This is a genomic window from Agathobaculum faecis, from assembly GCF_014287995.1.
Classification (GTDB): Bacteria; Bacillota; Clostridia; order Oscillospirales; family Butyricicoccaceae; genus Agathobaculum; species Agathobaculum ammoniilyticum.
In genome coordinates this window covers 157,412-180,741 of the sequence record NZ_JACOPL010000003.1, presented here as the reverse complement: position 1 = coordinate 180,741, position 23,330 = coordinate 157,412, and the positions used below count along the sequence as shown (strand labels likewise).

At 61.0% G+C, this 23,330-nt stretch carries 33 protein-coding genes; 31 read left to right on the top strand and 2 right to left on the bottom strand.

The genetic code is table 11. The annotated features are described in order from the left end of the window. Nucleotide 1 precedes the first annotated feature (1 nt). From H8S45_RS04430 to H8S45_RS04350, 17 genes are all read left to right on the top strand, one after another. Nucleotides 2-1,057, top strand: a complete 1,056-nt coding sequence (locus H8S45_RS04430; RefSeq protein WP_054327801.1) for a phage tail sheath C-terminal domain-containing protein — start codon at nt 2-4, stop codon at nt 1,055-1,057. Between the two features lie 15 nt (nt 1,058-1,072). Beyond that, a complete protein-coding gene (locus H8S45_RS04425; RefSeq protein WP_186949637.1) occupies nt 1,073-1,516 on the top strand; it encodes a phage tail tube protein in 444 nt (147 codons plus the stop codon). Nucleotides 1,517-1,529: 13 nt separating this feature from the next. Continuing rightward, nucleotides 1,530-1,934 (top strand): phage tail assembly chaperone, encoded by a 405-nt coding sequence (locus H8S45_RS04420; protein ID WP_186949635.1) that lies wholly within the window; start codon nt 1,530-1,532, stop codon nt 1,932-1,934. A gap of 20 nt (nt 1,935-1,954) precedes the next feature. Next, a complete protein-coding gene (locus tag H8S45_RS04415) occupies nt 1,955-2,140 on the top strand; it encodes a hypothetical protein (protein ID WP_186949737.1) in 186 nt (61 codons plus the stop codon). Further along, complete coding sequence (locus tag H8S45_RS04410) at nt 2,133-4,232, top strand: tape measure protein (RefSeq protein WP_186949633.1); 2,100 nt, start codon at nt 2,133-2,135, stop codon at nt 4,230-4,232. Before H8S45_RS04415 ends, H8S45_RS04410 begins: the two co-directional genes overlap by 8 nt. Before the next feature lie 379 nt (nt 4,233-4,611). Beyond that, a complete protein-coding gene (locus H8S45_RS04405) occupies nt 4,612-5,370 on the top strand; it encodes a LysM peptidoglycan-binding domain-containing protein (protein ID WP_186949631.1) in 759 nt (252 codons plus the stop codon). Nucleotides 5,371-5,382: 12 nt separating this feature from the next. Further along, nucleotides 5,383-6,390: an XkdQ/YqbQ family protein gene (locus tag H8S45_RS04400; protein ID WP_186949629.1), complete on the top strand. Its 1,008-nt coding sequence runs from the start codon at nt 5,383-5,385 to the stop codon at nt 6,388-6,390. Beyond that, complete coding sequence (locus H8S45_RS04395; protein ID WP_054327807.1) at nt 6,387-6,644, top strand: hypothetical protein; 258 nt, start codon at nt 6,387-6,389, stop codon at nt 6,642-6,644. The genes H8S45_RS04400 and H8S45_RS04395 overlap by 4 nt, the downstream gene beginning before the upstream one ends. A gap of 9 nt (nt 6,645-6,653) precedes the next feature. Continuing rightward, nucleotides 6,654-7,094, top strand: coding sequence for a DUF2634 domain-containing protein (locus H8S45_RS04390; RefSeq protein ID WP_054327808.1), 441 nt, complete (start codon nt 6,654-6,656; stop codon nt 7,092-7,094). Further along, nucleotides 7,084-8,241 carry a baseplate J/gp47 family protein gene (locus tag H8S45_RS04385; RefSeq protein ID WP_186949627.1) on the top strand — a complete coding sequence of 386 codons (1,158 nt, stop codon included), beginning with the start codon at nt 7,084-7,086 and terminating at the stop codon, nt 8,239-8,241. The genes H8S45_RS04390 and H8S45_RS04385 overlap by 11 nt, the downstream gene beginning before the upstream one ends. Continuing rightward, complete coding sequence (locus tag H8S45_RS04380; protein WP_186949625.1) at nt 8,231-8,773, top strand: putative phage tail protein; 543 nt, start codon at nt 8,231-8,233, stop codon at nt 8,771-8,773. Before H8S45_RS04385 ends, H8S45_RS04380 begins: the two co-directional genes overlap by 11 nt. After that, on the top strand, nt 8,770-9,600 hold the full coding sequence (locus H8S45_RS04375) for a phage tail-collar fiber domain-containing protein (RefSeq protein WP_186949623.1): 831 nt from the start codon (nt 8,770-8,772) through the stop codon (nt 9,598-9,600). Before H8S45_RS04380 ends, H8S45_RS04375 begins: the two co-directional genes overlap by 4 nt. Then, nucleotides 9,600-9,902: a hypothetical protein gene (locus H8S45_RS04370; protein WP_147573941.1), complete on the top strand. Its 303-nt coding sequence runs from the start codon at nt 9,600-9,602 to the stop codon at nt 9,900-9,902. The genes H8S45_RS04375 and H8S45_RS04370 overlap by 1 nt, the downstream gene beginning before the upstream one ends. A 12-nt stretch (nt 9,903-9,914) precedes the next feature. After that, entirely contained in the window at nt 9,915-10,535 is a 621-nt protein-coding gene (locus H8S45_RS04365; RefSeq protein ID WP_186949621.1) for a hypothetical protein, read from the top strand. Continuing rightward, a complete protein-coding gene (locus H8S45_RS04360; protein ID WP_186949619.1) occupies nt 10,492-10,926 on the top strand; it encodes a putative ABC transporter permease in 435 nt (144 codons plus the stop codon). Before H8S45_RS04365 ends, H8S45_RS04360 begins: the two co-directional genes overlap by 44 nt. Nucleotides 10,927-11,007: 81 nt before the next feature. Beyond that, the gene (locus H8S45_RS04355; RefSeq protein WP_186949617.1) at nt 11,008-11,310 is read left to right on the top strand and encodes a hypothetical protein; all 303 of its coding nucleotides are present in this window, start codon (nt 11,008-11,010) and stop codon (nt 11,308-11,310) included. A gap of 37 nt (nt 11,311-11,347) precedes the next feature. After that, nucleotides 11,348-11,788 (top strand): hypothetical protein, encoded by a 441-nt coding sequence (locus H8S45_RS04350; protein ID WP_186949615.1) that lies wholly within the window; start codon nt 11,348-11,350, stop codon nt 11,786-11,788. A 30-nt stretch (nt 11,789-11,818) separates the two neighbouring features. Here the strand turns inward: H8S45_RS04350 and H8S45_RS04345 are convergent, their stop codons facing one another. Next, complete coding sequence (locus H8S45_RS04345) at nt 11,819-12,100, bottom strand: hypothetical protein (RefSeq protein WP_186949612.1); 282 nt, start codon at nt 12,098-12,100, stop codon at nt 11,819-11,821. 183 nt (nt 12,101-12,283) lie between these two features. Between H8S45_RS04345 and H8S45_RS04340 the strand changes: the two genes are divergently transcribed. The 4 genes from H8S45_RS04340 to H8S45_RS04325 are packed head-to-tail and all read left to right on the top strand — an operon-like array spanning nt 12,284 to nt 13,835. Further along, entirely contained in the window at nt 12,284-12,478 is a 195-nt protein-coding gene (locus tag H8S45_RS04340) for a hypothetical protein (protein WP_107631481.1), read from the top strand. A gap of 42 nt (nt 12,479-12,520) precedes the next feature. Next, nucleotides 12,521-12,763, top strand: coding sequence for a hypothetical protein (locus tag H8S45_RS04335; protein WP_107631482.1), 243 nt, complete (start codon nt 12,521-12,523; stop codon nt 12,761-12,763). Continuing rightward, complete coding sequence (locus H8S45_RS04330) at nt 12,741-13,010, top strand: phage holin (RefSeq protein WP_186949610.1); 270 nt, start codon at nt 12,741-12,743, stop codon at nt 13,008-13,010. Before H8S45_RS04335 ends, H8S45_RS04330 begins: the two co-directional genes overlap by 23 nt. 3 nt (nt 13,011-13,013) lie before the next feature. Next, nucleotides 13,014-13,835 (top strand): peptidoglycan recognition protein family protein, encoded by an 822-nt coding sequence (locus tag H8S45_RS04325; protein WP_054326786.1) that lies wholly within the window; start codon nt 13,014-13,016, stop codon nt 13,833-13,835. A gap of 68 nt (nt 13,836-13,903) precedes the next feature. On the opposite strand, the gene H8S45_RS04320 is transcribed toward H8S45_RS04325, so the two are convergent. After that, entirely contained in the window at nt 13,904-14,749 is an 846-nt protein-coding gene (locus tag H8S45_RS04320; RefSeq protein ID WP_147573951.1) for a LysM peptidoglycan-binding domain-containing protein, read from the bottom strand. 160 nt (nt 14,750-14,909) lie between these two features. Between H8S45_RS04320 and H8S45_RS04315 the strand changes: the two genes are divergently transcribed. The 10 genes from H8S45_RS04315 to trpA all read left to right on the top strand — a co-directional run bounded on the left by H8S45_RS04315 (nt 14,910) and on the right by trpA (nt 23,287). Next, on the top strand, nt 14,910-15,920 hold the full coding sequence (locus H8S45_RS04315; RefSeq protein ID WP_107630898.1) for an SPFH domain-containing protein: 1,011 nt from the start codon (nt 14,910-14,912) through the stop codon (nt 15,918-15,920). A 14-nt stretch (nt 15,921-15,934) separates the two neighbouring features. Further along, nucleotides 15,935-16,192, top strand: coding sequence for a hypothetical protein (locus H8S45_RS04310; protein WP_054326790.1), 258 nt, complete (start codon nt 15,935-15,937; stop codon nt 16,190-16,192). 73 nt (nt 16,193-16,265) lie between these two features. Beyond that, complete coding sequence (locus H8S45_RS04305; protein WP_082396942.1) at nt 16,266-16,442, top strand: ribbon-helix-helix domain-containing protein; 177 nt, start codon at nt 16,266-16,268, stop codon at nt 16,440-16,442. Between the two features lie 446 nt (nt 16,443-16,888). Continuing rightward, nucleotides 16,889-18,346 (top strand): anthranilate synthase component I family protein, encoded by a 1,458-nt coding sequence (locus tag H8S45_RS04300; protein WP_054326791.1) that lies wholly within the window; start codon nt 16,889-16,891, stop codon nt 18,344-18,346. Further along, the gene (locus H8S45_RS16205) at nt 18,346-18,915 is read left to right on the top strand and encodes an anthranilate synthase component II (RefSeq protein ID WP_054326792.1); all 570 of its coding nucleotides are present in this window, start codon (nt 18,346-18,348) and stop codon (nt 18,913-18,915) included. Before H8S45_RS04300 ends, H8S45_RS16205 begins: the two co-directional genes overlap by 1 nt. A gap of 18 nt (nt 18,916-18,933) precedes the next feature. Next, the gene (trpD, locus tag H8S45_RS16200) at nt 18,934-19,950 is read left to right on the top strand and encodes an anthranilate phosphoribosyltransferase (protein ID WP_054326793.1); all 1,017 of its coding nucleotides are present in this window, start codon (nt 18,934-18,936) and stop codon (nt 19,948-19,950) included. Then, entirely contained in the window at nt 19,947-20,729 is a 783-nt protein-coding gene (gene trpC, locus H8S45_RS04290) for an indole-3-glycerol phosphate synthase TrpC (protein ID WP_054326794.1), read from the top strand. The genes trpD and trpC overlap by 4 nt, the downstream gene beginning before the upstream one ends. Beyond that, nucleotides 20,726-21,337, top strand: a complete 612-nt coding sequence (locus tag H8S45_RS04285) for a phosphoribosylanthranilate isomerase (protein ID WP_054326795.1) — start codon at nt 20,726-20,728, stop codon at nt 21,335-21,337. Before trpC ends, H8S45_RS04285 begins: the two co-directional genes overlap by 4 nt. Then, on the top strand, nt 21,334-22,518 hold the full coding sequence (gene trpB, locus H8S45_RS04280; RefSeq protein WP_054326796.1) for a tryptophan synthase subunit beta: 1,185 nt from the start codon (nt 21,334-21,336) through the stop codon (nt 22,516-22,518). Before H8S45_RS04285 ends, trpB begins: the two co-directional genes overlap by 4 nt. Next, entirely contained in the window at nt 22,511-23,287 is a 777-nt protein-coding gene (trpA, locus tag H8S45_RS04275; RefSeq protein WP_054326797.1) for a tryptophan synthase subunit alpha, read from the top strand. The genes trpB and trpA overlap by 8 nt, the downstream gene beginning before the upstream one ends. Nucleotides 23,288-23,330: the final 43 nt, after the last annotated feature.

Here is a 23,330-nt window from a genome sequence, read left to right as displayed (position 1 = left end):
TATGGGCTTGCCCTCTATTGATATTACATTCAAAACAGCCGCGCAGGTGACGATCGCAATGGGCGACAAGGGATATGTCGGCCTGATCGTGCGCGACACCAAGCAGGCGGGCGCGCATTACCTGACGCGGGCATCCAAAATACCCGCCGAGCTGACCGCGGATAACAAGGCATACATCGAGCGCGCGTTCGCGGGCTATGTCAACCCGCCCAAGGGCGTGTATGTGTATGTGACGGACGAGGAGGACGTAAACCTTGCGGAAGCGCTGGCGTATTTCGCCACGCAGGAAGTGGATTATCTGTGCGGCCCGCCTGATATCGAGGAGGCGGAGGCGCAGGCGGTTGAAAGCTGGCTTAAGGAGCGAAGGGAAGCGCACAGCCATATCAAGGCTGTACTGCCCAAACTGGTCGCGGACTACGATCCGGTGATCGATTTCGACGCGGACGGTATGACAGACGGAACGACCAGCTATACCGCAGCGCAGTATTGCTCGCGCATGGCCGGCATTTTCGCGGGTACGCCGTGGACGATGAGCGCGACCTATGCGCCGCTGCCCGAGTTGACCGACGTGACGCGGCTGGACAAGGAAACCGCAGACGCCGCGATCGACGCAGGCAAACTGATCCTCATTCACGACGGGCGGCAGGTCAAAATCGGCCGCGCGGTCAATTCGCTGACGACCACGACTGCCGAGCACGGCCCGATCTTCCAGAAGATTAAGGCGCTGGAGGTCGTCGACCGCGTGGACGCGGATTTCCGCGCCACCATCGAGGACACGTTCATCGGTAAATACGCGAACACCTACGACAACCGCATGCTGCTGGTAACGGCAGGCCGCAATTACCTGTACCAGTTAGAGGAGGCGGGTATTTTGCTGGCTGGCGGCTCTACGCTGGACATCGACGTGGAGGCGGTGCGCGATTACCTGGGCGATAAGGCGGACGACATGGACGACGATGAACTGCGCCATGCGGACACCGGCTCGCAGGTGTTCCTGACCGGTGCGTTCACGATCGTGGACGCGATCGAGGATGTTACCATTAAGATCGCGGTATAAAGGAGGACGGGATAAATGAGCACAAGCATGGATTCGGCCGCGCGCGTCATGTCCGGCACGCACGGCGAGGCATGGATGGACGACGAGCTGTGCGGCGAGACGCTGGGCCTGCAGGCCAAGGTGGCGGGAAACAAAGAGGACGTACCCATGTGCGGGCAGTTTATGGTGGACACCAAACTGATGAGCGCCAAGGGTACCGGCTCGATCCGCTTCCATAAGGTTAACAGCCGTATGGCAATTAAAATGAGCGACAACCTCAAGGCGGGCAGGGACACGCGCGTCAAGCTGATTTCCAAGCTGGATGATCCGGACGCTTACGGCGCGGAGCGCGTGGTGATCTACGACGCCTCGTTCGACGACCTGACGCTGGCGGACTGGGAGGCCGCGGCCAAGGGGCAGATCGAATGTCCGTTTACATTCACGCGCTGGGAGTTCCTGGACCTGGTCCAGCCGAGATAAGGAGGGAAACACAATGGCAGAGAAAAAGCAGAAATACGAACCGACTACAGTGGAGCGTCTGCTGGGCGCATGCAAACGCGAGCCGCAGGAGCAGCTGCTCCTCTTCAAAAGCTGGACGGATGAGACCGGCGTGCCGGTCGTGTTCCGTATCCGTGAGCTGAGCTATGACGAGGTGCGCGAGATACAGCAGATGCATGCTGGCAGAGATATCGCTGCGGCGGTTATCACAGCGGGTGTGGTTGAACCCAATCTGCGCGACGCGAGCCTGCAGAAAGCATGCGGTGCAGCGACGCCATATGAGGTTGTACACAAAATGCTTCGTGCAGGCGAGATTGAGGATCTGCAGGCCGCGATCGAGAAACTGTCCGGATATCGCGCCTCTACATTGGAGATTCTGGCGGATATCGAAAAAAACTGAGAGAGGATGACGAGACGTATGTGATGTACCTGCTGTTCCGGCATCATCACGTCTTGCCATCCGATTACCTGAAACTGCCGCCCGGCGAGCGGCTTGTGCTGCAGGCTTTTGTGCTGGCCGAGTGCCTGCCGAAAGTGCTGGAGGGCATCCGTTGGAGGGCGGAGAGCGAACGCATGCGGCGGGAGGAGGCGACGGGATATGCCTGATGTATCGATCGCACTGAGCGCAAAGGACAAGGTATCATCGATATTAAAGCAGGTCAGTCGGGCTTCCGGCGAAACCGCGAAAGATATTGATAAATTGCAGAACAGTCTGGACACGCTATCTGCCGCCAAGGTGGATATCAAGACCAACCTGTCCAAAGTGCAGCAGGAGGTTACGGAAGCCCGCAAAGCATTCCGCAAATTAGGCGATGCAGTAAGCGAGCAGAACTATAAAGACAAGCTTAGCGAGCTGGAAAAACTGGAGCAGCAATACTATGCGGTGTCTAAAAGTATCCGCATGGTTGAAAACGAGGAAACCTCGCTTGCAGGGACGCGCAGCAAAATCCTGAACCGCGGAGGCGGCAGCGGCGGGCAGACAAAATCCATCCTGAAGGGCCTTGCGGGGGCCGGTATCGGGCAAATGCTCAGCCAGAGCCTGTCCGGCGCGGCCAATACACTGATTGGCTCTTATTTTGGAGATGAGGCGGGAAGCGCAGTGTCCTCTGTGCTGGGGAACGCGCTATCCGGCGCAGCGATTGGCTCAATGCTCGGACCGGCTGGCGCAGCGATTGGTGCGGGAATCGGTGCGATTACAGGCGGCATCACTGCCGCAACAGAAACCTATGCCAAGCGCGACGAAGCGTTTAAGGCTTATGTGCAGGGGCAGGTGGAGGATGTCTTTTCCAGGCGGGAGGAGGACCTGTCCAGCGGCTCCAGCCTGGCCGCGCAGCGTGAAACCGACCTGATTTCATTTTCGACACTGTTCGGGGACGAGGGGACGGCGCGGAGCTATCTGGAGCAGGTAAAAACCATGGCGAATGCGACGCCGTTTCTGTATAGCGATCTCACTGCCATGAGTAAGACGCTTAAGGCTTATGGTTATGCGGCAAACGAAATGATTCCGGCGATGACCTCGATTGGTGACGCAGGTGCGGCGCTCGGCATGACTACTATGGATATGAATAATATAGCGACCGCGCTTGGACGCATGCGATCGAGCGACAAGACGACGCTGGAGGATCTGGACATACTGCAGGATCGAGGCATCGATGCGGTCGGCGCGCTGGCCAGCGCCAAGGGCGTAAGTAAAGGTACCGCCTACTCGATGATCTCAGACGGCGACATAGCCGGTACGGAGGCGGTACAGATCATCCAGAACTATATGGACAAAATGTACCAGGGTTCGATGGAACAGCAAAGCAAGACTTTTTCCGGCCTGCAGTCTACGCTGGAGGGCTATAATCAGGAGCTGCAGAACGCGATGGGCGAGGGCTATAACGAAGGGAAAAAGCTCGGTATGTCAGACCAGATCGACTGGCTCGGCGGTGAGGCAGGGCAGAAAATGCAGGAGGTCTACAGCCAGATGGGGACGCTCCAGAGTGATCTGGAAAATATGCAACAGGAAATGTACCGCGATATTGTCAATGGAATGTTTTCAGGCGATATCTCTGCGGACATGGACGAGCAGATCGCCGCACAGGTGCAGAGTATGCACGAACGGTATCAGGAAGCCATGAGTACGATTGACAGCGGTACAGCAACGGATGACGAGAAGATCGCCGCCCGCGCCGAGCTGGGCGCGCTCATGGGTGAAGCTCAGGCAATGGCTGAGAGCGAGTATTACAACTCCGAAGCGGTTGGTATCCTGACTGACGCCAATATCTCGATGGCGTCCAATATTCAGGCAGCGGCGGGTAGCGCGTTTGAAAATGCGGGCTATGCGCTGGGGCAGCGGCTCACGCGAGGCCTAATCTCCGGCTACACCCCGCCTGCTATAAGCGTGCCAACCTCGACCTATCTGACGGGGAGCGTTTCATCCGGCGGGGGTGGACGGGCGTCGACTTATCTGACAGGCGGGCCGAGCGCAATCGGCGTTGACCGCGTGCCGCGCGACAATATGCTGTACCTGCTCCATGAGGGCGAGCGGGTGTTGCCCGCGCGGGAGGCGCGGGCGCAGGACCGGCAGGGCAGCGGGAGCGTGGTTATCAACATGGGCGGTAATTACACCGTCCGGCAGGAGAGCGATATCGACGCGATCGCGGAGGCGGTCGCTGCCCGTGTGATGGCCCAGCGGCGCACGCTGCGGCCGGCTTGAGGGCATGAAAAAGCCGCCCCGTAAAGGGCGGCAAGCATAGACAAAAGACGACAGCGTATGCTATAATATGCGTGGACGCTGTTACATATTGGCGGTCAGCCCACCTTTTCCCCGCGCATTGTACCGCGAGGGGAGGTGATGCGAATGTGGAGAAAGGCTTTTCAGCTTTTGTTTTGCGCGGCAATCCTGCTTTGCGCAATGTCCATAAAAGCGCGTTGACCGCTCGGTGGCACCCGAAACGGTCAACATTAGTTGAATCAGAGTAAGGGCTGACCGCAGTAACAGCGTCCCTTTTGTATCTGTATTATAGCGTATAAGCCCCGTCTTTGTCAAGCAAGGCAGAGACGGGGCTTTTATTTTTGGGAAAGGAGGGCGACCCATGCCCATTACAGGCGGCGGGATCATCGGCGGCACGGCTGCCGGACTGCTCGGCAGAGTGGCCGCGCAGCAGATACAGGCATACCGTTCGGGCCGGCGGCGGATCATCTTTGTAAACCTGACGACGGGGCAGGAGGTTGTGCTGCCGGTCACGCCGCAGCAGTATGTGATCGACCGCGGCGTCGCCATCGAAACCGTGAACCTGACGGGCTTCGGGGACGTGCATCTGGCGGGCGACCGGACGCTGTTCAGCGAGACGCTCGAATTTATGCTGCCGGTGCAGGCGTACCCCTTTAACGACGTGACCGCTGTGCTGGACCCATATTATTACATCGACTTTTTTGAACTGACGGGAGACAACAGGCAGGTGTGCCGCTTCATCGTTTCGGACAGCCCGACACAATGCGAGGTGCTGCTGGAAAACCTGCAGTACCGCCAGCAGGAGGGAACGGGCGATTATTACTGCACGCTTGCCATGCGGCGGCACCGTCAGCCGAACCCTGTGCGGCTGGTGGGGGATGACCAGAGCACGGCGCAGGCCGCGACGGTTTCCACCCCCGCCCGCGCGACCGAAACGCCCGCGCAGACCGCGGTGCAGAACCATACGGTGCAGCCTGGGGACACGCTTTCCGGCATCTGCCGCCAGTATTACGGCAATGCCAATTTGTACCCCAAGCTGGCCGCCTACAACGGCATACAAAACCCTGACCTGATTTACGACGGGAGCGTTATCAAAATACCGCCCGCGTCGGCGCTGTGAGGAGGCGGAAGGATGGAGCAGTACCAGTACCGCCAGCCGTGGGTGAGCGTGCGGAACCAGGATGGGGAGTGTGATGTGTCGCACATGTTCCGGCGCATCGAGTGGTCGGGCGACGTGGACAGCGTATGCCGTAAGCTCGCGCTGGAAATGATCGTTTCCGCAACCGACCCGCGTCTGCCCTATGTGTACCTGCCGCTCGCGGGCGGCATTCGGATGGGCGTGGGGGAGCAGACGCTGTTTTACGGCCATGTGGTCAGCAAGGACAAATCCACGGATTCCTCCACCATGTCGGTGACCTGCTATGACAACGGGTTTTATCTCAAAAACAGCAAGGCGAGCCGCAAATACAAGGGGGAAACGCCGGAGGCCATCACGCGGCAGCTTTGCAGCACCTATGGTGTGCCGACCGGCGCGCTGGCGCAGACCGGCGTGTCGATCAGCCGGAAATTTTCCGCAGCCGCGGTGTACCAGATCATTGACACCGCCTACACGCTGGCGAGCCGGCAGACGGGCAAAAAGTACCTGCTGCGCTTTGACGCGGATAAGCTGGAGGTGGTCGAGCGCACGGTGACGCCGCAGTCGGTCATCCTGTCGCGCGGGACCAACCTGCAGACCGCGGCCTACGGTGAGAGCATGGAAAACATGAAAAACCGCGTGATCATCGTGGACAGCGAGGGCAACTTCCTCCGCTCGGTATCGGACGACGCGGCGGTGACACGGTACGGCCTGCTGGCCGACGTGCTGACGCAGCGCGACGGGGAGGACGCCACCGCAGAGGCGCGCGACATCCTCGCGGAGAACGGCGTGGAGCGCACGGCATCCGTGAGCTGCCTCGGCCATACCAAGCTGATCACGGGCAACACGGTATGGATACACGAGCCATATACCGGCCTGGCGAATACCTGCTGGATCGACGCGGATAAGCATGTGTGGCAAAACGGCGTATACGCGACCAGCCTGACGCTGAATTTCAAAAACGAGATGCGCGAGAGTGAGAGCGGATCGGAGGCGGACGAATGAGCAACCTGGCGGAGCTGGCAAGCCTGCTGTCGGAGCCGAGCGGCACGGGCGGCTGGACGCTGACGTTCGGTTTGGTAACCAGGGATTACGAGCATGACGGGACGGTGGCGGTTCAGGCGGACGGGCTGCCGCTGGAGGAGGACGATCTGGGCTTTGCGGCGGGACTGCGGCGCGGCCTGTCGCGCGGGCAGCGCGTGCTGCTGCTCCGGTCGGACGATGGGCAGTCGTATTACGCCCTGCTGGCGATGGAATGAGGTGAGCATATGGCGGAACAGGATATTTTCCCCTATCTGCAGCCAACCGCGGCGACGCCAGCGGCCGCGCTGCCGGTGATGCGGGAATGCGCATGGGATTTTGTGCGGGACGCGCCTGTGCTGCGCGGCGGCGTGCCGGTGATCGTGCTGCGCGAGCAGGCGGTCGCGGTGTGGGCCTGGAACGCGCTGCACACCGAGCGCTTCCGCTGGCCGTGCTTTTCCGCAGGCTACGGGAACGAGGCGAACGCGCTGATCGGGCAGAGTTATCAGCCGGAAACCAAGCGCGCCGAGGTGCAGCGCTACATTGAGGAGTGCCTGCTGGCCTGCCCGTACATCTCAGCCGTGACCGGTATGACGGTGGAGGCGGCGGGCGACCGGCTGACGGTCAGCTTTTCGATTATCAGCATTTATGGAGAGATCAAAATGGAGGTGGAGCAGGATGTCGGATAGGGATGAAACGCTGCAGGCGCAGCTTGACGCGCTCAAAGCGGCGCTGCAGGCGCAGGACTTTGACAGCCTGACGCCGGAGGGCGTGCAGGACATGCTGCGCGCCTTTATCGAGGACGACCTTGGGCTGTACGCGGGCGAGGGCGGCCTGCTGAACATCATACTTGCGCCAGGCGCGTATGTGTTCTGGGAGGGCTTGCAGGCGCTGCGCGCGCAGGTGCCGATCTCCTTTGTAGACGAGACGAGCGGCGCGTACATCGATAAGGCTGCGGCAGGGTACGGCATCACGCGCAAGCCAGGCACGGCCGCAGGTGTGGACGTGACCTTTACCGGCACGGCGGGCGCATCTGTTCCGGCGGGAACCATCTGCGTTACCGCGGACGGGCTGTGCTTTGCGACCGATGAGGCGCTGACGCTGGGCGGGGGCGGCAGCGGGACAGTATCCGCAACCGCGGACGAGGTGGGCGCAGTGTACAACATACCGGCAGGGGCGGTGGTGAGTACGCAGGAGGCCGTTACGGGCGTGACCGGTGTGACAAATACACAGGCGGCTGTGGGCGGCACTGATCCGGAGAGCGACGCGGCTCTGTTCGCCCGCCTGGATGCGTACCGCAAGACGCCGCCTACCTCCGGCAACGACAGGCATTACCACCAGTGGGCGCTGGAGGTAAACGGCATCGGCGCGGCGGCGGTGATCCGCTGCTGGGACGGTCCAGGCACGGTCAAGGTGATCGTAGCCGACATGGAGCTGCGGCCGGTGGAGGAGGACAAGGTGGACGAGGTCGCGGCCTATATCGAAACCCAGCGGCCGGTGACCGCCGAGGTGACCGTGGAAAGCGCGGCGGGCGTTGGCGTGCAGGTAGCGGTGACGGTGGAGACTGACGGGACGGTGTCCAAATCGAACACCGTGCAGGCGCTCACCGACCGGATGGCGGAATACCTCGGCACGCTGGCGTTTCAGCCGGAGGCGGAGATCGTATATAACCGCGTTCTGTCGTTTGTGATGGAGCTGGAGGGCGTGACCGACTGCTCGGGCCTGACAGTAAACGGCGGCACGGTCAACGTGCCACTGGACGCGGACGAGGTGCCGCTGCTCGGCACAGTGACGGTAAACGGCTTTCCAGAGGAGGCGGCGGGCGATGGAACGTAAATTGACCGAGCTGTTGCCCGAGCGCTACCTCGCCAGTCCAGAGGTGGGCGCGGCGGCGGGTGTGCTTTGGGTGCTGGGAGAGGTGTTCCGCGCGCGGGCGCTCGACTGGCTGCAGCAGCTTTGCATCGATACCGCGACGTGGGGTATTGTCTACTGGGAACGGGAGTATGGCGTAACGCCGCTGCAGGGCGAGAGCTGGGACGACCGCCGCGCCCGCGTTAAGGCGAAAATGCGCGGCGCGCAGACCACCACACGGGACATGCTGGCAGGCGTAGCGGCCGCTTATGCGGCGGGTGCGGTTTCCACGGTGGAGGAGCTGGCGCGCGAGCATCGCGTCCGGTTCCGGTTCGCGTCCTCCGGCGCGTTCCCACGGGGGATAGAGGCAATGACCGCCTCGCTGCTGGAGGTCATGCCCTCGCATGTGGTGTTTGACTATCTATTTGACTACCGGCAGGAGCGGCAGGCCGCGGTGCGCGCGTCGGCGGGCATGCTGCTGCATGTCCGGTTTACAGCAGGAGGAGGGCTGACGTGAATTATATAACCATTGTGACCGAGGCAGGGCTGGCGGCGCTGGCGGCAGCGGCACAGGCAGGGGGAAAGGTCAACATCACACACATGGCGATCGGTGACGGGAACGGCGCGGAGTACGAGCCGACCGAAGACCAGACCTCCCTGAAAAATGAGAAATGGCGCGGCGCGGTCGCATCCTACACGCGGAGCGGAAACAGCTTTACAGCGACGGCGGCGATGCCTGCGGAAACGGCTGCTTTTACCATCCGCGAGCTGGCGCTGTTCCTCGCGGACGGAACCTGTTTCGCGGTGGCGAACGCGCCGTCCATCCCGCATCAGCCGCCGGTGAACGGTGCGGGGACCGAGTTCGAGGCGGTCATGCCGTTCGTTGTAGAAAACGCGGAGAGCGTAACGGTAACGGTGGAGCCGTCCGGCGCGGTATCGCAGGATATGGTCGGCCAGCCGGACGGCGTGGCGGGGCTGAACGAGGAGGGCTTTGTACCAATCGAGCAGGGCGGCACAGCCGCAGGCACGGCGCAGGGCGCGCGGACCAATTTAGAGGTGGCAAAGCCGGTGCGGACGACGGCGTCGTTCCCCACGAGCGGCTGGACGCTGTCCGGCAGCGTATACACGCAGACGGTGAGCTGCAGCGTGGCGAAAGCGACGATGAAATACGCCAACATCGGCCCGCAGTACTCCACGGATGCGTCCGCGCGCAAACTGGAGCAGGAGGCGTATGCCCTGATCGCCTATGTCGATACCGCGGACGGGCAGCTTGTGGCTACCTGCTGGGGCAATGAAAAGCCAGCGGTCAACCTGACGCTGATATTCGAGGGAGGGGTGGACTGATGCGGACAATAGCGGGCGGGGGCGGCGTGAAAGAGCCGTCGTTCAAGGTATCCTCTATAAAAAAGCTCGAAGTCCCCAGTGGAGGAAGCCTGTATGTGGGGGACTACCGCATGGTTGCGGCAGCGGCGAGCAGTAACCGGTATCAGGTGCTTTTCCCTGACTATGGATTCTATATTGATGTGGATTATAACAACGGCAGTATTATTTCATCGAGTCAGTTTAATAAGAACCACTATAACCAGAACACCAAAACGCTGACATGGCAATACGGCGATCAATCCCCGATGTATGGCTTCAAATAGGGAGGTGCATCAATGAAGCTGCTCACAAACGATAAGACCTATGAGGGTGTCACGTTCCGGCCGACGGCGGACGGGTGCGTGATCACGGCGCGGGAGGCCATAGAGCCGGGCGGGGTGCTGGTGATACAGGCGGACGACGGCGCGGAGCTGTGCCGCTACACGGTGGCGGACTGGCTGCGGTGCGAGACGGACGGGGGTACGCTGACGTTATCCAACAGCCCAGCGCCGGAGCCGCCGCCCGCGCCCGGGCTGGACACGCTGCGCGAGGCGCGGCAGGAGGCAAACAAGCAGGCGCTCGCGGACTGGCTGGACGCGCATCCGCTCGTCTGGACGGACGGCCAGACCTACGGCGTGACGCAGGAGGATCAGGACGAGTTGGCGCTCAACCTGATGCAGTACCAGCTTGCGGTGCAGGCGCGGCAGGAGGCGGTGCTGGAGTGGCACGCGCAGAAGCAGGCGTGCAGGGTATTCACGGTGGAGGAGTACACGGCGCTCTCGCTGGCGATCGCCGCGTATGTTTACCCGTACCGGCGGTATCAGGAAACGGTCAAGGCCGCGATCTGGGCGGCGGAGGGTGAGGAGGAGATCAATGCGGTGCAGATTGATTACAGCACGGTCGCTGGCGCTGCATAGCGGCATGGCCGTGCTCGGTGGGCTGGCGTACATGGGTATCGAATTGCTTTGGCGCGGGCGCACCCATTGGACGATGGGCGTGCTGGGCGGTGTGTGCTTTGTGCTGATCGGCCTGCTGGACGAGATACAGGAGCACCCGCCGATGCCGCTGCAGATGCTGCAGGGCGCGGCGATCGTGACAGGGCTGGAGCTGCTCGTGGGGCTGGTGGTCAACCGCTGGCTCGGCTGGGGCGTGTGGGACTACTCGGACATGCCATGCAACCTTTGGGGGCAGGTATGCCCGCAGTTTTCGGCGGCGTGGTTCGGGCTGAGCTTTGTTGCCGTAAAGCTGGAAAACCTGGTGCATTGGCTTCTAAATGGAGGAAAAAGTTGTGAAAATGACGAAAAATAATCGGGGGGTATCTAAACAGCGATTTAGATACGCATTTCCCGACATTGGCACCGAAAGGCGGCGCAGGGGATGAGGTGTATCATGCACGGACAGACGGCGGCCGCCGCGCCGCAGATCGTGGAATATGTAAAGGAGAGCTTTGCCGATCAGGAGACCTGGGAGGTGTGCGGCGCACCCAAAAACGATACGCTGATCTCTACTTATTATTCGTACCGGACAGGGACGTATATTTCAGTGTACGCCTACCACGCTGGTACGCAGACCGTATCCAAACTGTTCTCAACATCCACCTATGTCGCAATAAGCGTTCAGAGCGGAAAGATCATTGCAACGCAAAATGCCAACAATTCGGCCGAACGCGGGCGAGTGGTGCTGACCGTATAATCGGCCGCCGAAAGGCGGTGCGGGGATGAGGTGTATCATGCACGGGCAAAACAGTCCGCGGGTGCCGGGGATGGAGTATGTCGAGATCGAACCGTTCACATGGGAGGACGCCATTAATGGGACTACCAGCTATTCGACGGTTACACGAAACGTATCGATAAAAAGCATCTCGCGACCCAGCGACAGCCATTACGACCCGATCCCGCTGGCGGTGGCCGTGACCGGCGCATGGCAGAACGACGCCAGTGTGGTAAAGGCAACTGTCAGCGGCACCAGCCGTGTAACAAGCGGCAGTTGTTCGGCCAACCTGTATCTGATAATTACGCCGGACAGCTCGCGGGCGGTCAATGCCAAAATACGGGTAGAGGGATTTATCATATGGGGGCTGGGTGGATTTCGTTGCTACAGTCAGAGTAGCTCGACGCTGGATTTGACGATGGGGAGAGAGGTCACGATGCAATATAAGAGCGATCTGTAAGGCAAAACAAAACCGCCCCATAGGGACGGTTTAACGCGGCTGGACGAACCAGCGGCCATCCGCGTGCCAGATCAGCGTCTGGTGCTTGCCGATGAATATGCCGTGTTCAGTGGCGCACAGGTTGGGATCATACCGGCAGCCGAGGTATTTGGTAACAGTATAGGTTTTCCCGTGCATGGTGATGCGGTACGGCTCGACCGCCCCGTCAACGGTGCGCGTCTCGACGATCACGCCGGTAAAGTTGCGCGCCCTGCGCGAGATCAGCGCGGGGTTAATCGTGGCGTTGCCGCTGGCCGGATCATCATAAAACATGGCGATCACCTCTCTGCCTTATTATAACGCCGCAGAAAGGGACACGACAACATGCAACTTATGGAAAGGGGGCGGTGCCTATGGGCATTTGACCGGAGCGCGTCAAGATAAGACGCTGTACACCCATAGGGTGAGGACATAAATCAACCACGGACAGGCCGTAAGGCCGGAAAGGATACTATTATGAACATCTACATTAAAAACGACGCGGAGATTCAGGCCATCGCAGCGGAGGGCAAGGTACACGGCATCGGGAACATCCTCGACGTATATGACAACCGTCACGGCCTCGCGCGCGACTTCAAGGCGCGCAAGGCGTATTACGAGCATAAGGGCTATCCGGTGAACGAACTGCTGGAGGCCGAGGCCGCAAAATAACAGGGAGGAGGTGACGGGGCGGGTAGAACCGCCCCACCATCTATGCCAATAGAGGTAATCGTGGCGGGCATGAGCCTGATCGGGACGCTGGCGGGTACGTTCGGCGGTATCCTGATATCCTCCAACCTGACGGGCTACCGTATCGAGCAGCTGGAGAAAAAGGTGGCCGAACACAACAAAATCGTCGAGCGCACCTATAAACTGGAGGGGCGCATGCTGGAGGCGGAGCATGATATCCGCGACATGAAAGGGAGTTTTGTCTATGAACCTGAAAGTAAGAATTAAGAACCCCGTGTTTTGGGTGCAGATCATCCTCGGCGCGTTTGCGACGGCGCTGGCCTATGCGGGCCTGACCGCCGCCGATATGACGACCTGGGCGGGCGTGTGGGAAATCATCAAAGGCACGGTGAGCAATCCCTACTGCCTGTTCCTGGTCGCGTGCAATGTCTGGAGCGCGCTCAACGACCCGACCACCAGCGGCGTGACCGACAGCGATCGGGCGAAAACCTACGATAAGCCGCTGGAGGAATAGGATATGGACATACCCTTTATTCCGGCGCACAGCTCGAACTATGCGCGCGGCCGCACCGCGCCGATCCTCTGGATCGTTGTCCACTATACCGCGAACGATGGGGACACGGACACGAACAATGCGCATTATTTCCAGGGCGCGGGGCGCGGCGCGAGCGCGCATTATTTCGTGGACGAGGACAGCATAACACAGACCGTGCGGGACAGCGACACCGCCTGGCACTGTGGCGCGGAGCGCGGCGGCAGCTATTTCAATGGCGCGCGCAACGCCAACAGCATCGGCATTGAAATGTGCAGCGACGTAGTGGGCGGCCGGTATACGATCACCGAGCAGACGGCCGCGCGCACAGCCGGATTGGTGCGCAGCCTGATGGACAAATACAATATCCCGCTCAGTCGGGTATGCCGACATTACGATGTGACGCACAAGGCGTGTCCGGAGCCATGGGTGCGGAATCCGCAGCTGTGGGAGGATTTCAAGCGGCGGCTGGTCGAGGAGGAGGATGGAATGATCGAGAAAAAGAACGTGCTGCTGAACGGCACAGCGTACCCCTGCGAGTGCATCGAAAAGGACGGATATAATTTTGTCAAAATGCGCAGTCTGACGCAGGCGGGCTATGACGTGGTATTCGATGCGGCGCGGCAGATGCCCGCCATCACCGCGCCGCAGTGCCGACCGTTCGTGCCGGAGGGCGACGAGGCCGTGCAGGACGCGGTTGATGCGCTGCAGGAGGTTTGCGGGCTGGAGGAGCAGACGATTGCGTATCTTCTGCGATATGAGTACGGCGACGAGCTGGTACGGAAGCTCGCGGCTGGTTTGAGATAACGGTGTTCAATTTGGACATGGGAAAGCCCGAGGTTGTTCCTCGGGCTTTATACATATCATTAATAGCCTTACTCATAGGTCATCAGCAGCACATAGTCCGCGGCCTCGCCAAGCATTTGGTAATCGTGCGCCTCGTATAGGAGCCCGCGCTGCCCGGCCGAGGTTTTGGGGGCGAGCGCGACCATGACGATCTTGCCGAGCGGCTCCAGCCGCGCGCGCACCTCACGGATGAAAGCGGTATAGCTTTCCGCGTCCTCGGGCGGGATGTACTCAAAATCAATGTCCACGCCAGCATATCCCTGTTTTTCCAGGGTTTGAACAAGGTTATCGATCAGCGCCGCGCGCGTGGACGGATTTTGCAGCACAAGATGCGCTCGTTCGCCGGAAAACTGGCCATCCTCGCCGAGCGTGGTCAGAACCAGCAGCGGCTTGACCTGATATTGCCGCGCCATGCGGATCAGCAGGTCGGCGTTCTGTGGGAGAATGCGGCCGGTACGGTCAAAGCCGTAGGAAAAAACGGATAAGTACGTCAGATAGGGCAGGGTCTTGCGCAGCAAGCGCGGGTCGATATTCGGATACGCATATCCGTTGACCGCAAAGGCACCGAGCTTGGGCGTCGGATAGGAAAGCACGAGCATCTGGCCGGGATAGATGCGGTCTGTGCCGCCGAGTTGCGGGTTGTTCTGCCAGAGGGACAGGACGGTCGTGCCGTGCCGCGCCGCAATGCTGCCGAGCGTATCCCCGCGTTTGACCAGATAGGTTTCGGAGGGCTGCGGCACCACGATCGTCTGTCCAGGAGTCAGCCGCGCCGGTTCGCGCAGCTCGTTCTGCTGGATGAGGAACGGGAGCGGCACGCCGTGCGTCTGTGCGATGCGGTAAAGCGAATCGCCGGGCTGTACGACATGAATTACCATAGAAAAACCACCTTTCCCTGCAATCTATGCTGGAATGGGAGAGGTTGCCAATAGTCGTGCGCGGCGCATGGATTTCGGAAAAGCGAAAAAGCGGTTGACAAAGGGGAGAGGGAAGTGTATTATGATGATATCAAATTAATATCATTGTGAGGGATAGAGCATGAACGAAAAGAACATATTTTACGAGGAAAAAGCGCTGCGCGCGCCCAATGGACTGGGGATTTTGCTGCTGGACATCCTGCTATGCATCGCAGCGGTCGCGCTGATCATACTGGGCGCGGTCAATCTGGATGAAATGGGAGGCATGGCGGCTGCTATGCTGGTTGTGGGCATCGTATATCTGGCGGTGCCGAGTTGGCTGCTGGCGTGCGGCATCAAGGTGCTGCGGCCGAATGAGGCGCTCGTACTGACGCTGTTCGGCAAGTACATCGGTACGCTCAAGGGTGAGGGCATTTTTTTTGTCAATCCGTTTTGCAGCTCGGTCAATCCGACGGTAGAAAGCGCCAGCGAGAAAGCGCTCGATGATCTTGCCAAGAATGAAAATACTTCGAGTGGTAAGATTGTCAAGGCGGCGAGCATGAGCAAAAAGCTTTCGCTCAAGACCATGACGCTTAACAACGACAAGCAGAAGATCAATGATCTGCTCGGCAATCCGATCGTCATTGGCATCGCGGTCATCTGGCATATTGAGGACACGGCAAAGGCGGTGTTCGCGGTGGATAACTATCAGGAGTTCCTGTCCATTCAGTCGGACACGGCGCTGCGCAATACGGTACGCTTGTACCCCTACGATGTATCCGAGGGAGGGGACGAAAAAAGCCTGCGTGGGTCCGCGCAGGAGATTGCCGCCGTACTGGCGGAGGAGATACAGGGACGCGTAGCATGCGCAGGTCTGCGGATTGAAGAGGCGCGCATCACTACGCTGGCCTATGCGCCCGAGATCGCGGCGGCCATGCTGCAGCGCCAGCAGGCGAGCGCGGTTGTGGACGCGCGCAAGATGATTGTCGAGGGCGCGGTAGGTATGGTCGAAATGGCGCTGGAAGAGCTGAGCGCCAAGCAGGTGGTGGATCTGGACGATGAGCGCAAGGCGCAGATGGTTTCCAACCTGATGGTTGTGCTTTGCGCAGGAAAGGACGCGCAGCCTGTTGTTAATTCGGGCAGTATTTACTAAAAGAGGGATAAAACATGTTTACGTTTTTTGTGCGGCTCGCGCGCAATGCCGCGATGAATGCTGCCGCATCGGAAATCTTGCCTAAACCGTTGCGGTATGTGCTGCGTATACTGTTCCTTGTGCTGATTACCGCTGCTTCCGGCTTTTGCCTGTTCCTCGCGTGGTCAATGCGTGAGAACATGGTGGCGGCATTGCTGATTGCGGCGCTGGGCGTGATAGGCCTGGCACGACTGGTACGTTTTGTGCGGCGCATTTTGCATAATGAGGCATAGCCTGAAAAACGGCTGGGTGGCGGTGTGAGCGGTATATATCCGAGTTTGAAAAATGATTTAAGGGGGCGCGGCCATGGCGGACAAGGAAAAAGCGAAAAAGCAGGTGCCGTTGCGGCTGTCCGCCTCGCTGTACGACGAGCTGGCCCGATGGGCAGAGGATGAGTTCCGCTCGGTCAACGGCCAGATCGAGTACCTGCTCACCGAAGCGGTGCGCAAAAGGAAAAAAGTACAGACGAAGGATGACGAGTAGCGGACAAACCGGACAGGCTGCTGTGCGGCGGCCTGTCCATTTTTATAGTAATAAAAAATGAAGAGAAAATGCTTGACAAATTATTATAGAAAGCATATACTGTGTACCAGAACAAGGCAAAACCGCAGAGCAAGAGTAAGTAAGAGCGAGACCGCGCTCCCAGAGAGCCGCCCGTTGGTGCGAGGGTGGCAGCGAAGGCCGTTTCCGAATGGACTTGTGAGGGCAGCCCCAAATCCGGCGCGCCGGAGAGTATGGCTGACGGGCATCCCGCCGTTACCAGGGGAGGGCGCGTGTTGGCGCGCTGTTGAGCGGGCGTTTTTACGCCAATTTGGGTGGCACCGCAGAAGTTTCGGCTTTTGTCCCATGATGCAGGACGGCATCGTGAGGGCAAAGGCTTTTTTTCTTGCCCCGATGCCCAGATCGTTTTCAAACGGAGGGCGGTAAATATGATAACACCAGGCTGTGATGCAATCGTAAAACTGGCGGAGCGGTATGCGACCATTCCGGTCTGCCGCGAAATCTACGCGGATATGGTCACGCCGATCGCGCTGCTGCGGCGGCTGCAGGCGCGGTCCAGACGGTTTTTCCTGCTGGAAAGCGTGGAGGGTGGCGAAAAATGGGCGCGCTACTCCTTCCTCGGCTACGATCCGGTGCTGCGCGCACGGTGTAAAAACGGCGTGGTCACGATCGAGGGCGCGGAAAACCGCACCATACAGACCGCAAAGCCGCTTGATGTGCTGCGGGAGCTGCTGGGCAAGTACCGCGCGCCCCGCATCGAGGGACTGCCGCCGTTTACCGGCGGGTTCGTGGGCTACTTCGCTTACGCAATGTTGGGCTACGCCGAACCTAAGCTGCGCATCCGGCGCGGCGCGTGGGAGGACTTCGACCTGCTGCTGTTCGACAAGGTGATCGCCTACGACCATCTGCGGCAAAAGCTCGTGCTGGTTGTCAACATGAGTACGGACAGCGTGATGGAGAATTACGGCAAAGCCTGCGCCGAGCTGGAAAACATGGCCGCACTGGTGAACGACCAAAGCCCGCTCCCGCCGCTGCAGGCCGCGGAAACGCCCTGCTTCTCCTGCAGCATAACCGAGGAACAGTACGCGGCAGTTGTCCGCAAAACGCGGGAATACATCTATAACGGCGATATTTTTCAGGCAGTGCAGTCGCGGCAGTTCACCAGCCCCTATACGGGCAGCCTGCTTCCGGCCTACCGTGTGCTGCGCACGACCAACCCCTCGCCCTACATGGTGTTTCTGTCCATCGACGGAGACGAGATCATGTGTTCCTCGCCCGAAACGCTGGTGCGTCTGCAGGACAGGCGGCTGACCACCTTTCCGGTCGCCGGCTCCCGCCCGCGCGGCGCGACGCCGGCCGAGGACAAGGCGCTCGAACGCGAGCTGCTGGCGGACGAAAAGGAGCTTTCCGAGCATAATATGCTGGTCGATTTGGGACGCAACGACCTGGGGAGGGTGTCGCGGATCGGCTCGGTGGAGGTGACCGCCTATCAGATGATTCACCGCTATTCCAAGATCATGCACATCTGCTCGCAGGTCGAGGGCGATCTCGCGGACGGCTGCGACGCGCTCGACGCGCTCGAGGCGGTGCTGCCCGCGGGTACGCTGTCCGGCGCGCCTAAAATACGTGCGTGCGAGATCATTGAGGAGCTGGAGCGCGCGCCGCGCGGCGTATACGGCGGCGCGCTCGGCTATTTGGATCTGGCGGGTAATATGGACACCTGCATCGCCATCCGCATGGCGGCGAAGAAGGAGGGCATGGTCACCGTGCAGGCGGGCGGCGGTATCGTGGCGGACTCCGTGCCGCATAACGAATATATGGAAAGCGCGAACAAGGCGCGCGCGGTGATGAGCGCGATCGAACGCGCATCGGAGGTGGACGGCTGATGATACTCCTGATCGACAATTACGATTCCTTTGCCTACAACCTGTACCAGCAGGCCGCGGCGATCCGGCCGGATATTCGGGTGGTGCGCAACGACGCGGTAACGGCCGGCGTGGTCGAGCAGATGCAGCCCTCGCACATCCTCCTGTCGCCTGGCCCAGGCTACCCGAAGGACGCGGGCGTCTGCGAGGACGTGATCCGGCGCCTGGGCGGCCGCATCCCCATTCTCGGCGTGTGCCTCGGGCATCAGGCGATCTGCGAGGTATTCGGCGCGCGTATCGTACACGCGAAACGGCTGATGCACGGCAAGCAGAGTACGGTCACACTCGATCCGGACGATCCGCTGTTCCGCGGGCTGGAAGGGCAGGTGACGGTCGCGCGCTACCACTCGCTGGTGGCCGAGCCGGACACCCTGCCGGACTGCCTTGTCGTGACCGCGCGCGATGGGAACGGCGAGATCATGGCCGTGCGGCACAAAACGCGGCCCGTTTACGGGGTGCAGTTCCATCCGGAATCCATCCTGACCCCGCGGGGCGATACGATACTGAAAAATTTCCTATCCACCCATTGAGCTAAGGAGGCAAAGTAAATGATACAGCAGGCGATCCACACAGTGATCAACGGCAGGGATCTGGATTATGACACCGCCCGCGCCACGATGCAGGAGATGATGGACGGTACGGCGACCGATATCGAGATGGCGACGCTGCTCACCGCCCTGCGCATGAAGGGCGAAACCATCACCGAAATCACGGCCTGTGCCGAGGTGATGCGCGAAAAGGGCGCGCATATCGAGCCGCGCGGCGCGGTGATGGACATTGTCGGCACCGGCGGGGACGAGGTCGGCTCGTTCAACATCTCGACCACCGCGTCCTTTGTCGCGGCGGCGGGCGGAGTGCCGATCGCCAAGCACGGCAACCGCTCGGTGTCGTCCAAGTCGGGCGCGGCAGACGTGCTCGAAGCGCTGGGCGCGGCGATCGACCTGTCCCCAGAGCAGAACGAGCGCGTGCTCACGGAAACCGGTATCTGCTTCCTGTTCGCGCAGGGCTATCACAAGTCGATGAAAAACGTTGCGCCCGTGCGCAAGGGTATGCGCGAGCGCACGCTGTTCAACGTGCTGGGGCCGCTGTCCAATCCGGCGCGCGCGACCATGCAGTTGCTCGGCGTGTACGACGAAAAGCTGGTGCTGCCGATGGCGCAGGTACTCTCCAACCTCGGCGTGACGCGCGGCATGGTGGTCTGCGGCGGGGGCATGGACGAGGCGAGCCTGCTCGGGGAGAACAAGGTGTGCGAGATCCGCTTCGGCAAGCTGACGCCGTATGCGTTCACGCCGGCCGACCTCGGCCTGCCGTCCTGCACGGTGGCCGACCTGCGCGGCGGCTCGCCGCAAGAGAACGCGCAGATCACGCGCGACGTACTTTCGGGCAAAGAGCGCGGCGCGAAGCGCAGCGAGATACTGCTCAACGCGGGTATCGCGCTCTACCTTGGTATCGACGGCATCCAGCTCGCAGATGGCATCAAAAAGGCCGCGGAGCTGATCGACAGCGGCGCAGCGTATGCCAAGCTGGGACAGTTTATCCGGACGACACAGGAGGTATCCGCATGATCCTGGACGAAATTGCCGCCCATGCGCGCGAGCGGGTCGCGGCAGCCAGGGCGCGTGTCCCGCTGGAGGAGCTCAGGGCGCGGGCCGAAGCCCTGCCGCGCGGAGACTTCCGCTTTGAAAAGGCGCTCGCGGGCAGAGAAGCCGCATTCATCTGCGAGATCAAAAAGGCCAGCCCCTCCAAGGGCGTGATCGATCCGCAGTTCGACTACCTTGGCATTGCCGGGCAGTACGAGGAGGCGGGCGCGGACTGCATCTCGGTGCTGACCGAGTCGAAATGGTTCCTCGGCTCGGACGATATCTTCCGTGCGGTACGGCTGGCGGTCGATGTTCCCCTGCTGCGCAAGGATTTTACGGTGGACGAATATCAGCTCTACGAGGCGAAGGTGTTGGGCGCGGACGCGGTACTGCTGCTCTGTGGGCTGCTGGATACGGATACGCTGCGGCGATATCTTGCGGTCTGTGACGCGCTCGGCCTGTCCGCGCTGGTGGAGACGCACGACGAAGCGGAGTTGCGTTCCGCAGCTGCAGCGGGTGCGCGGGTAATCGGCGTGAATAACCGCAACCTGAAGGATTTCTCGGTCGATTTGAACAATGCAGCGCGGCTGCGCGCGGGCGTGCCGGCGGGCGCGGTCTTTGTCGCAGAGAGCGGCGTATCCTGTCCGGCGGACGCGGCTGCGCTGCGGCAGGCTGGGGCGGACGCGCTGCTGGTGGGCGAATACCTGATGCGGTCGCTCGATAAGGAGGAGGCGCTGCGCGGCCTGAGGGAGGCGGTGAAATGAAGCTCAAATTCTGCGGCCTGACCCGCAAGCAGGATATCCTGGCTGCAAATGCGGCCCGCCCCGACTATGTCGGCTTTGTGTTTGCGGACAGCCGACGCCGTGTGACCGAGGAACAGGCGGCGCGGCTGCGCGCGCAGCTTGCGCCGGGCATACAGGCCGTGGGCGTGTTTGTCAATGACGAACCGGAGCGCATCGCAGCGCTGGTAAACGCGGGCGTAATCGACCTGGTGCAGCTTCACGGCGGGGAAAACAGGGCGTATCTCGATCGCCTGCGCGGTATGACAGGCGCGCAGGTGCTGTATGCGGTCCGTGTGGGGGCGTATGCGGATATTGAACGGGTAAAAGACTATCCAGTGGAATTCCTGCTGTTGGATGCTTCGATAAAAGGCGTCTGCGGTGGGAGCGGACACACATTTGACTGGTCGCTGATCGGGGCGGTGGAAAAGCCGTACTTCCTCGCCGGAGGCCTGAATGAAAGCAACCTCCCGCTCGCCCTGCGCACGGGCGCGTACGCGCTCGACCTGTCGAGCGGGATCGAAACGGACAGCGTCAAGGACGAAACAAAAATGCGCCGCGTGGCGGCGCTGGTAAGGGGAGAACAGCCATGAGCAAAGGACGATTTGGCGTACACGGCGGACAGTACATGCCGGAAACACTGATGAACGCGGTCATTGAACTCGAACAGGCGTATGAGCGCTATCAAAACGACCCCACCTTTCAGGCGGAACTGACCGGACTGCTGAACGATTATGCAGGCCGTCCGAGCCGCCTGTATCATGCGGCGCGCATGACGCGCGATCTGGGAGGAGCGAAGGTTTACCTCAAGCGCGAGGACCTGAACCACACAGGCGCGCACAAGATCAACAACGTGCTCGGGCAGGTGCTGCTGGCCAAAAGAATGGGCAAGACCCGCGTGATCGCGGAGACTGGCGCGGGACAGCACGGTGTGGCTACAGCAACCGCCGCCGCGCTGATGGACATGGAGTGCGAGGTGTTCATGGGGCGCGAGGACACCGAGCGGCAGGCGCTCAACGTGTACCGCATGCGGCTGCTGGGTGCGCGGGTGCATCCGGTGGACAACGGCACGGGTACGCTCAAGGACGCGGTCAGTGAAACCATGCGCGAGTGGACCAGCCGCATCGAGGATACGCATTACGTCCTCGGCTCGTGCATGGGGCCGCACCCGTTCCCGACCATTGTGCGCGATTTCCAGGCGGTGATCTCCAGGGAGATCAGGGCGCAGGTGCTGGAGCGGGAAGGCCGCCTGCCGGACGCGGTGCTGGCGTGCGTGGGCGGCGGCTCGAACGCCATCGGCGCGTTCTACCACTTCATTGAGGATAAGGGCGTGCGGCTGATCGGCTGCGAGGCCGCGGGCCGCGGCGTGGACACGGCCGAGACTGCCGCCACTATCGCCACCGGACGGCTGGGCATTTTCCATGGCATGAAGAGCTATTTCTGCCAAGACGGGTACGGCCAGATCGCGCCGGTGTATTCGATTTCCGCAGGGCTGGACTACCCAGGCATCGGGCCGGAGCATGCCTACCTGCACGACATCGGCCGCGCGGAATACGTCGCCGTCACGGACGACGAGGCGGTGGAAGCGTTCGAGTACCTGTCCCGAACCGAGGGCATTATACCGGCGATCGAATCCGCGCACGCGGTCGCGCATGCGATGAAGCTCGCGCCGCAGATGGGCAAAGACCAGATCATTGTCATCAACATTTCAGGCCGCGGCGATAAGGACTGCGCCGCGATCGCGCGTTATCGGGGGGAGGATATCCATGAGTAAGGTAAGGCAGGCATTTGCCCGCGGCAAGGCGTTCATCCCGTTCGTCACCTGCGGCGACCCGTCGCTCGCGGTGACCGAGGCGCTGGTCTGCGCAATGGCGGAAGCGGGCGCGGACCTGATCGAGCTTGGCATTCCGTTTTCCGACCCGACCGCGGAGGGGCCGGTCATTCAGGCGGCGAACGAACGTGCGCTCGCGGGCGGCGTGACGACGGATAAGATTTTCGACATGGTGCGCCGTTTGCGCGCCAGAACCGACGTGCCTATGGTATTCATGACCTATGCCAACGTGGTGTTCTCTTATGGGGCGGAACGGTTTATCCGCACTGCGGCGGAGGCCGGCATGGACGGGCTGATCCTGCCCGATCTGCCGTATGAGGAAAAGGGTGAATTTGATCCGCTGTGCCGGCAGTACGGGCTTGATCTGATCTCGCTTGTCGCGCCGACCTCGCACGAGCGTGTCCGTGCGATTGCGCGCGCGGCCGAGGGCTTTGTGTATTGCGTGTCCTCGCTCGGCGTGACCGGCGTGCGCTCACATATCACGACCGACGTGGGCGCGATGGTGCGGCTGGTGCGGGAGGAGCGCGATATCCCGTGCGCGGTCGGCTTCGGCATTTCCACACCCGCGCAGGCGGCGGAAATGGCGGCGAAGTCGGACGGCGCGATTGTCGGCTCGGCGATCGTCAAGCTGTGCGCCCAGTACGGCGCGGACTGCGTGCCGCCGGTCACAGCCTATGTACGCGAGATGGTACAGGCAGTGCATGCGCTGTAAAAATGCAAAAAAGTGGAGGAAACTCCTGTTTCCTCCACTTTTT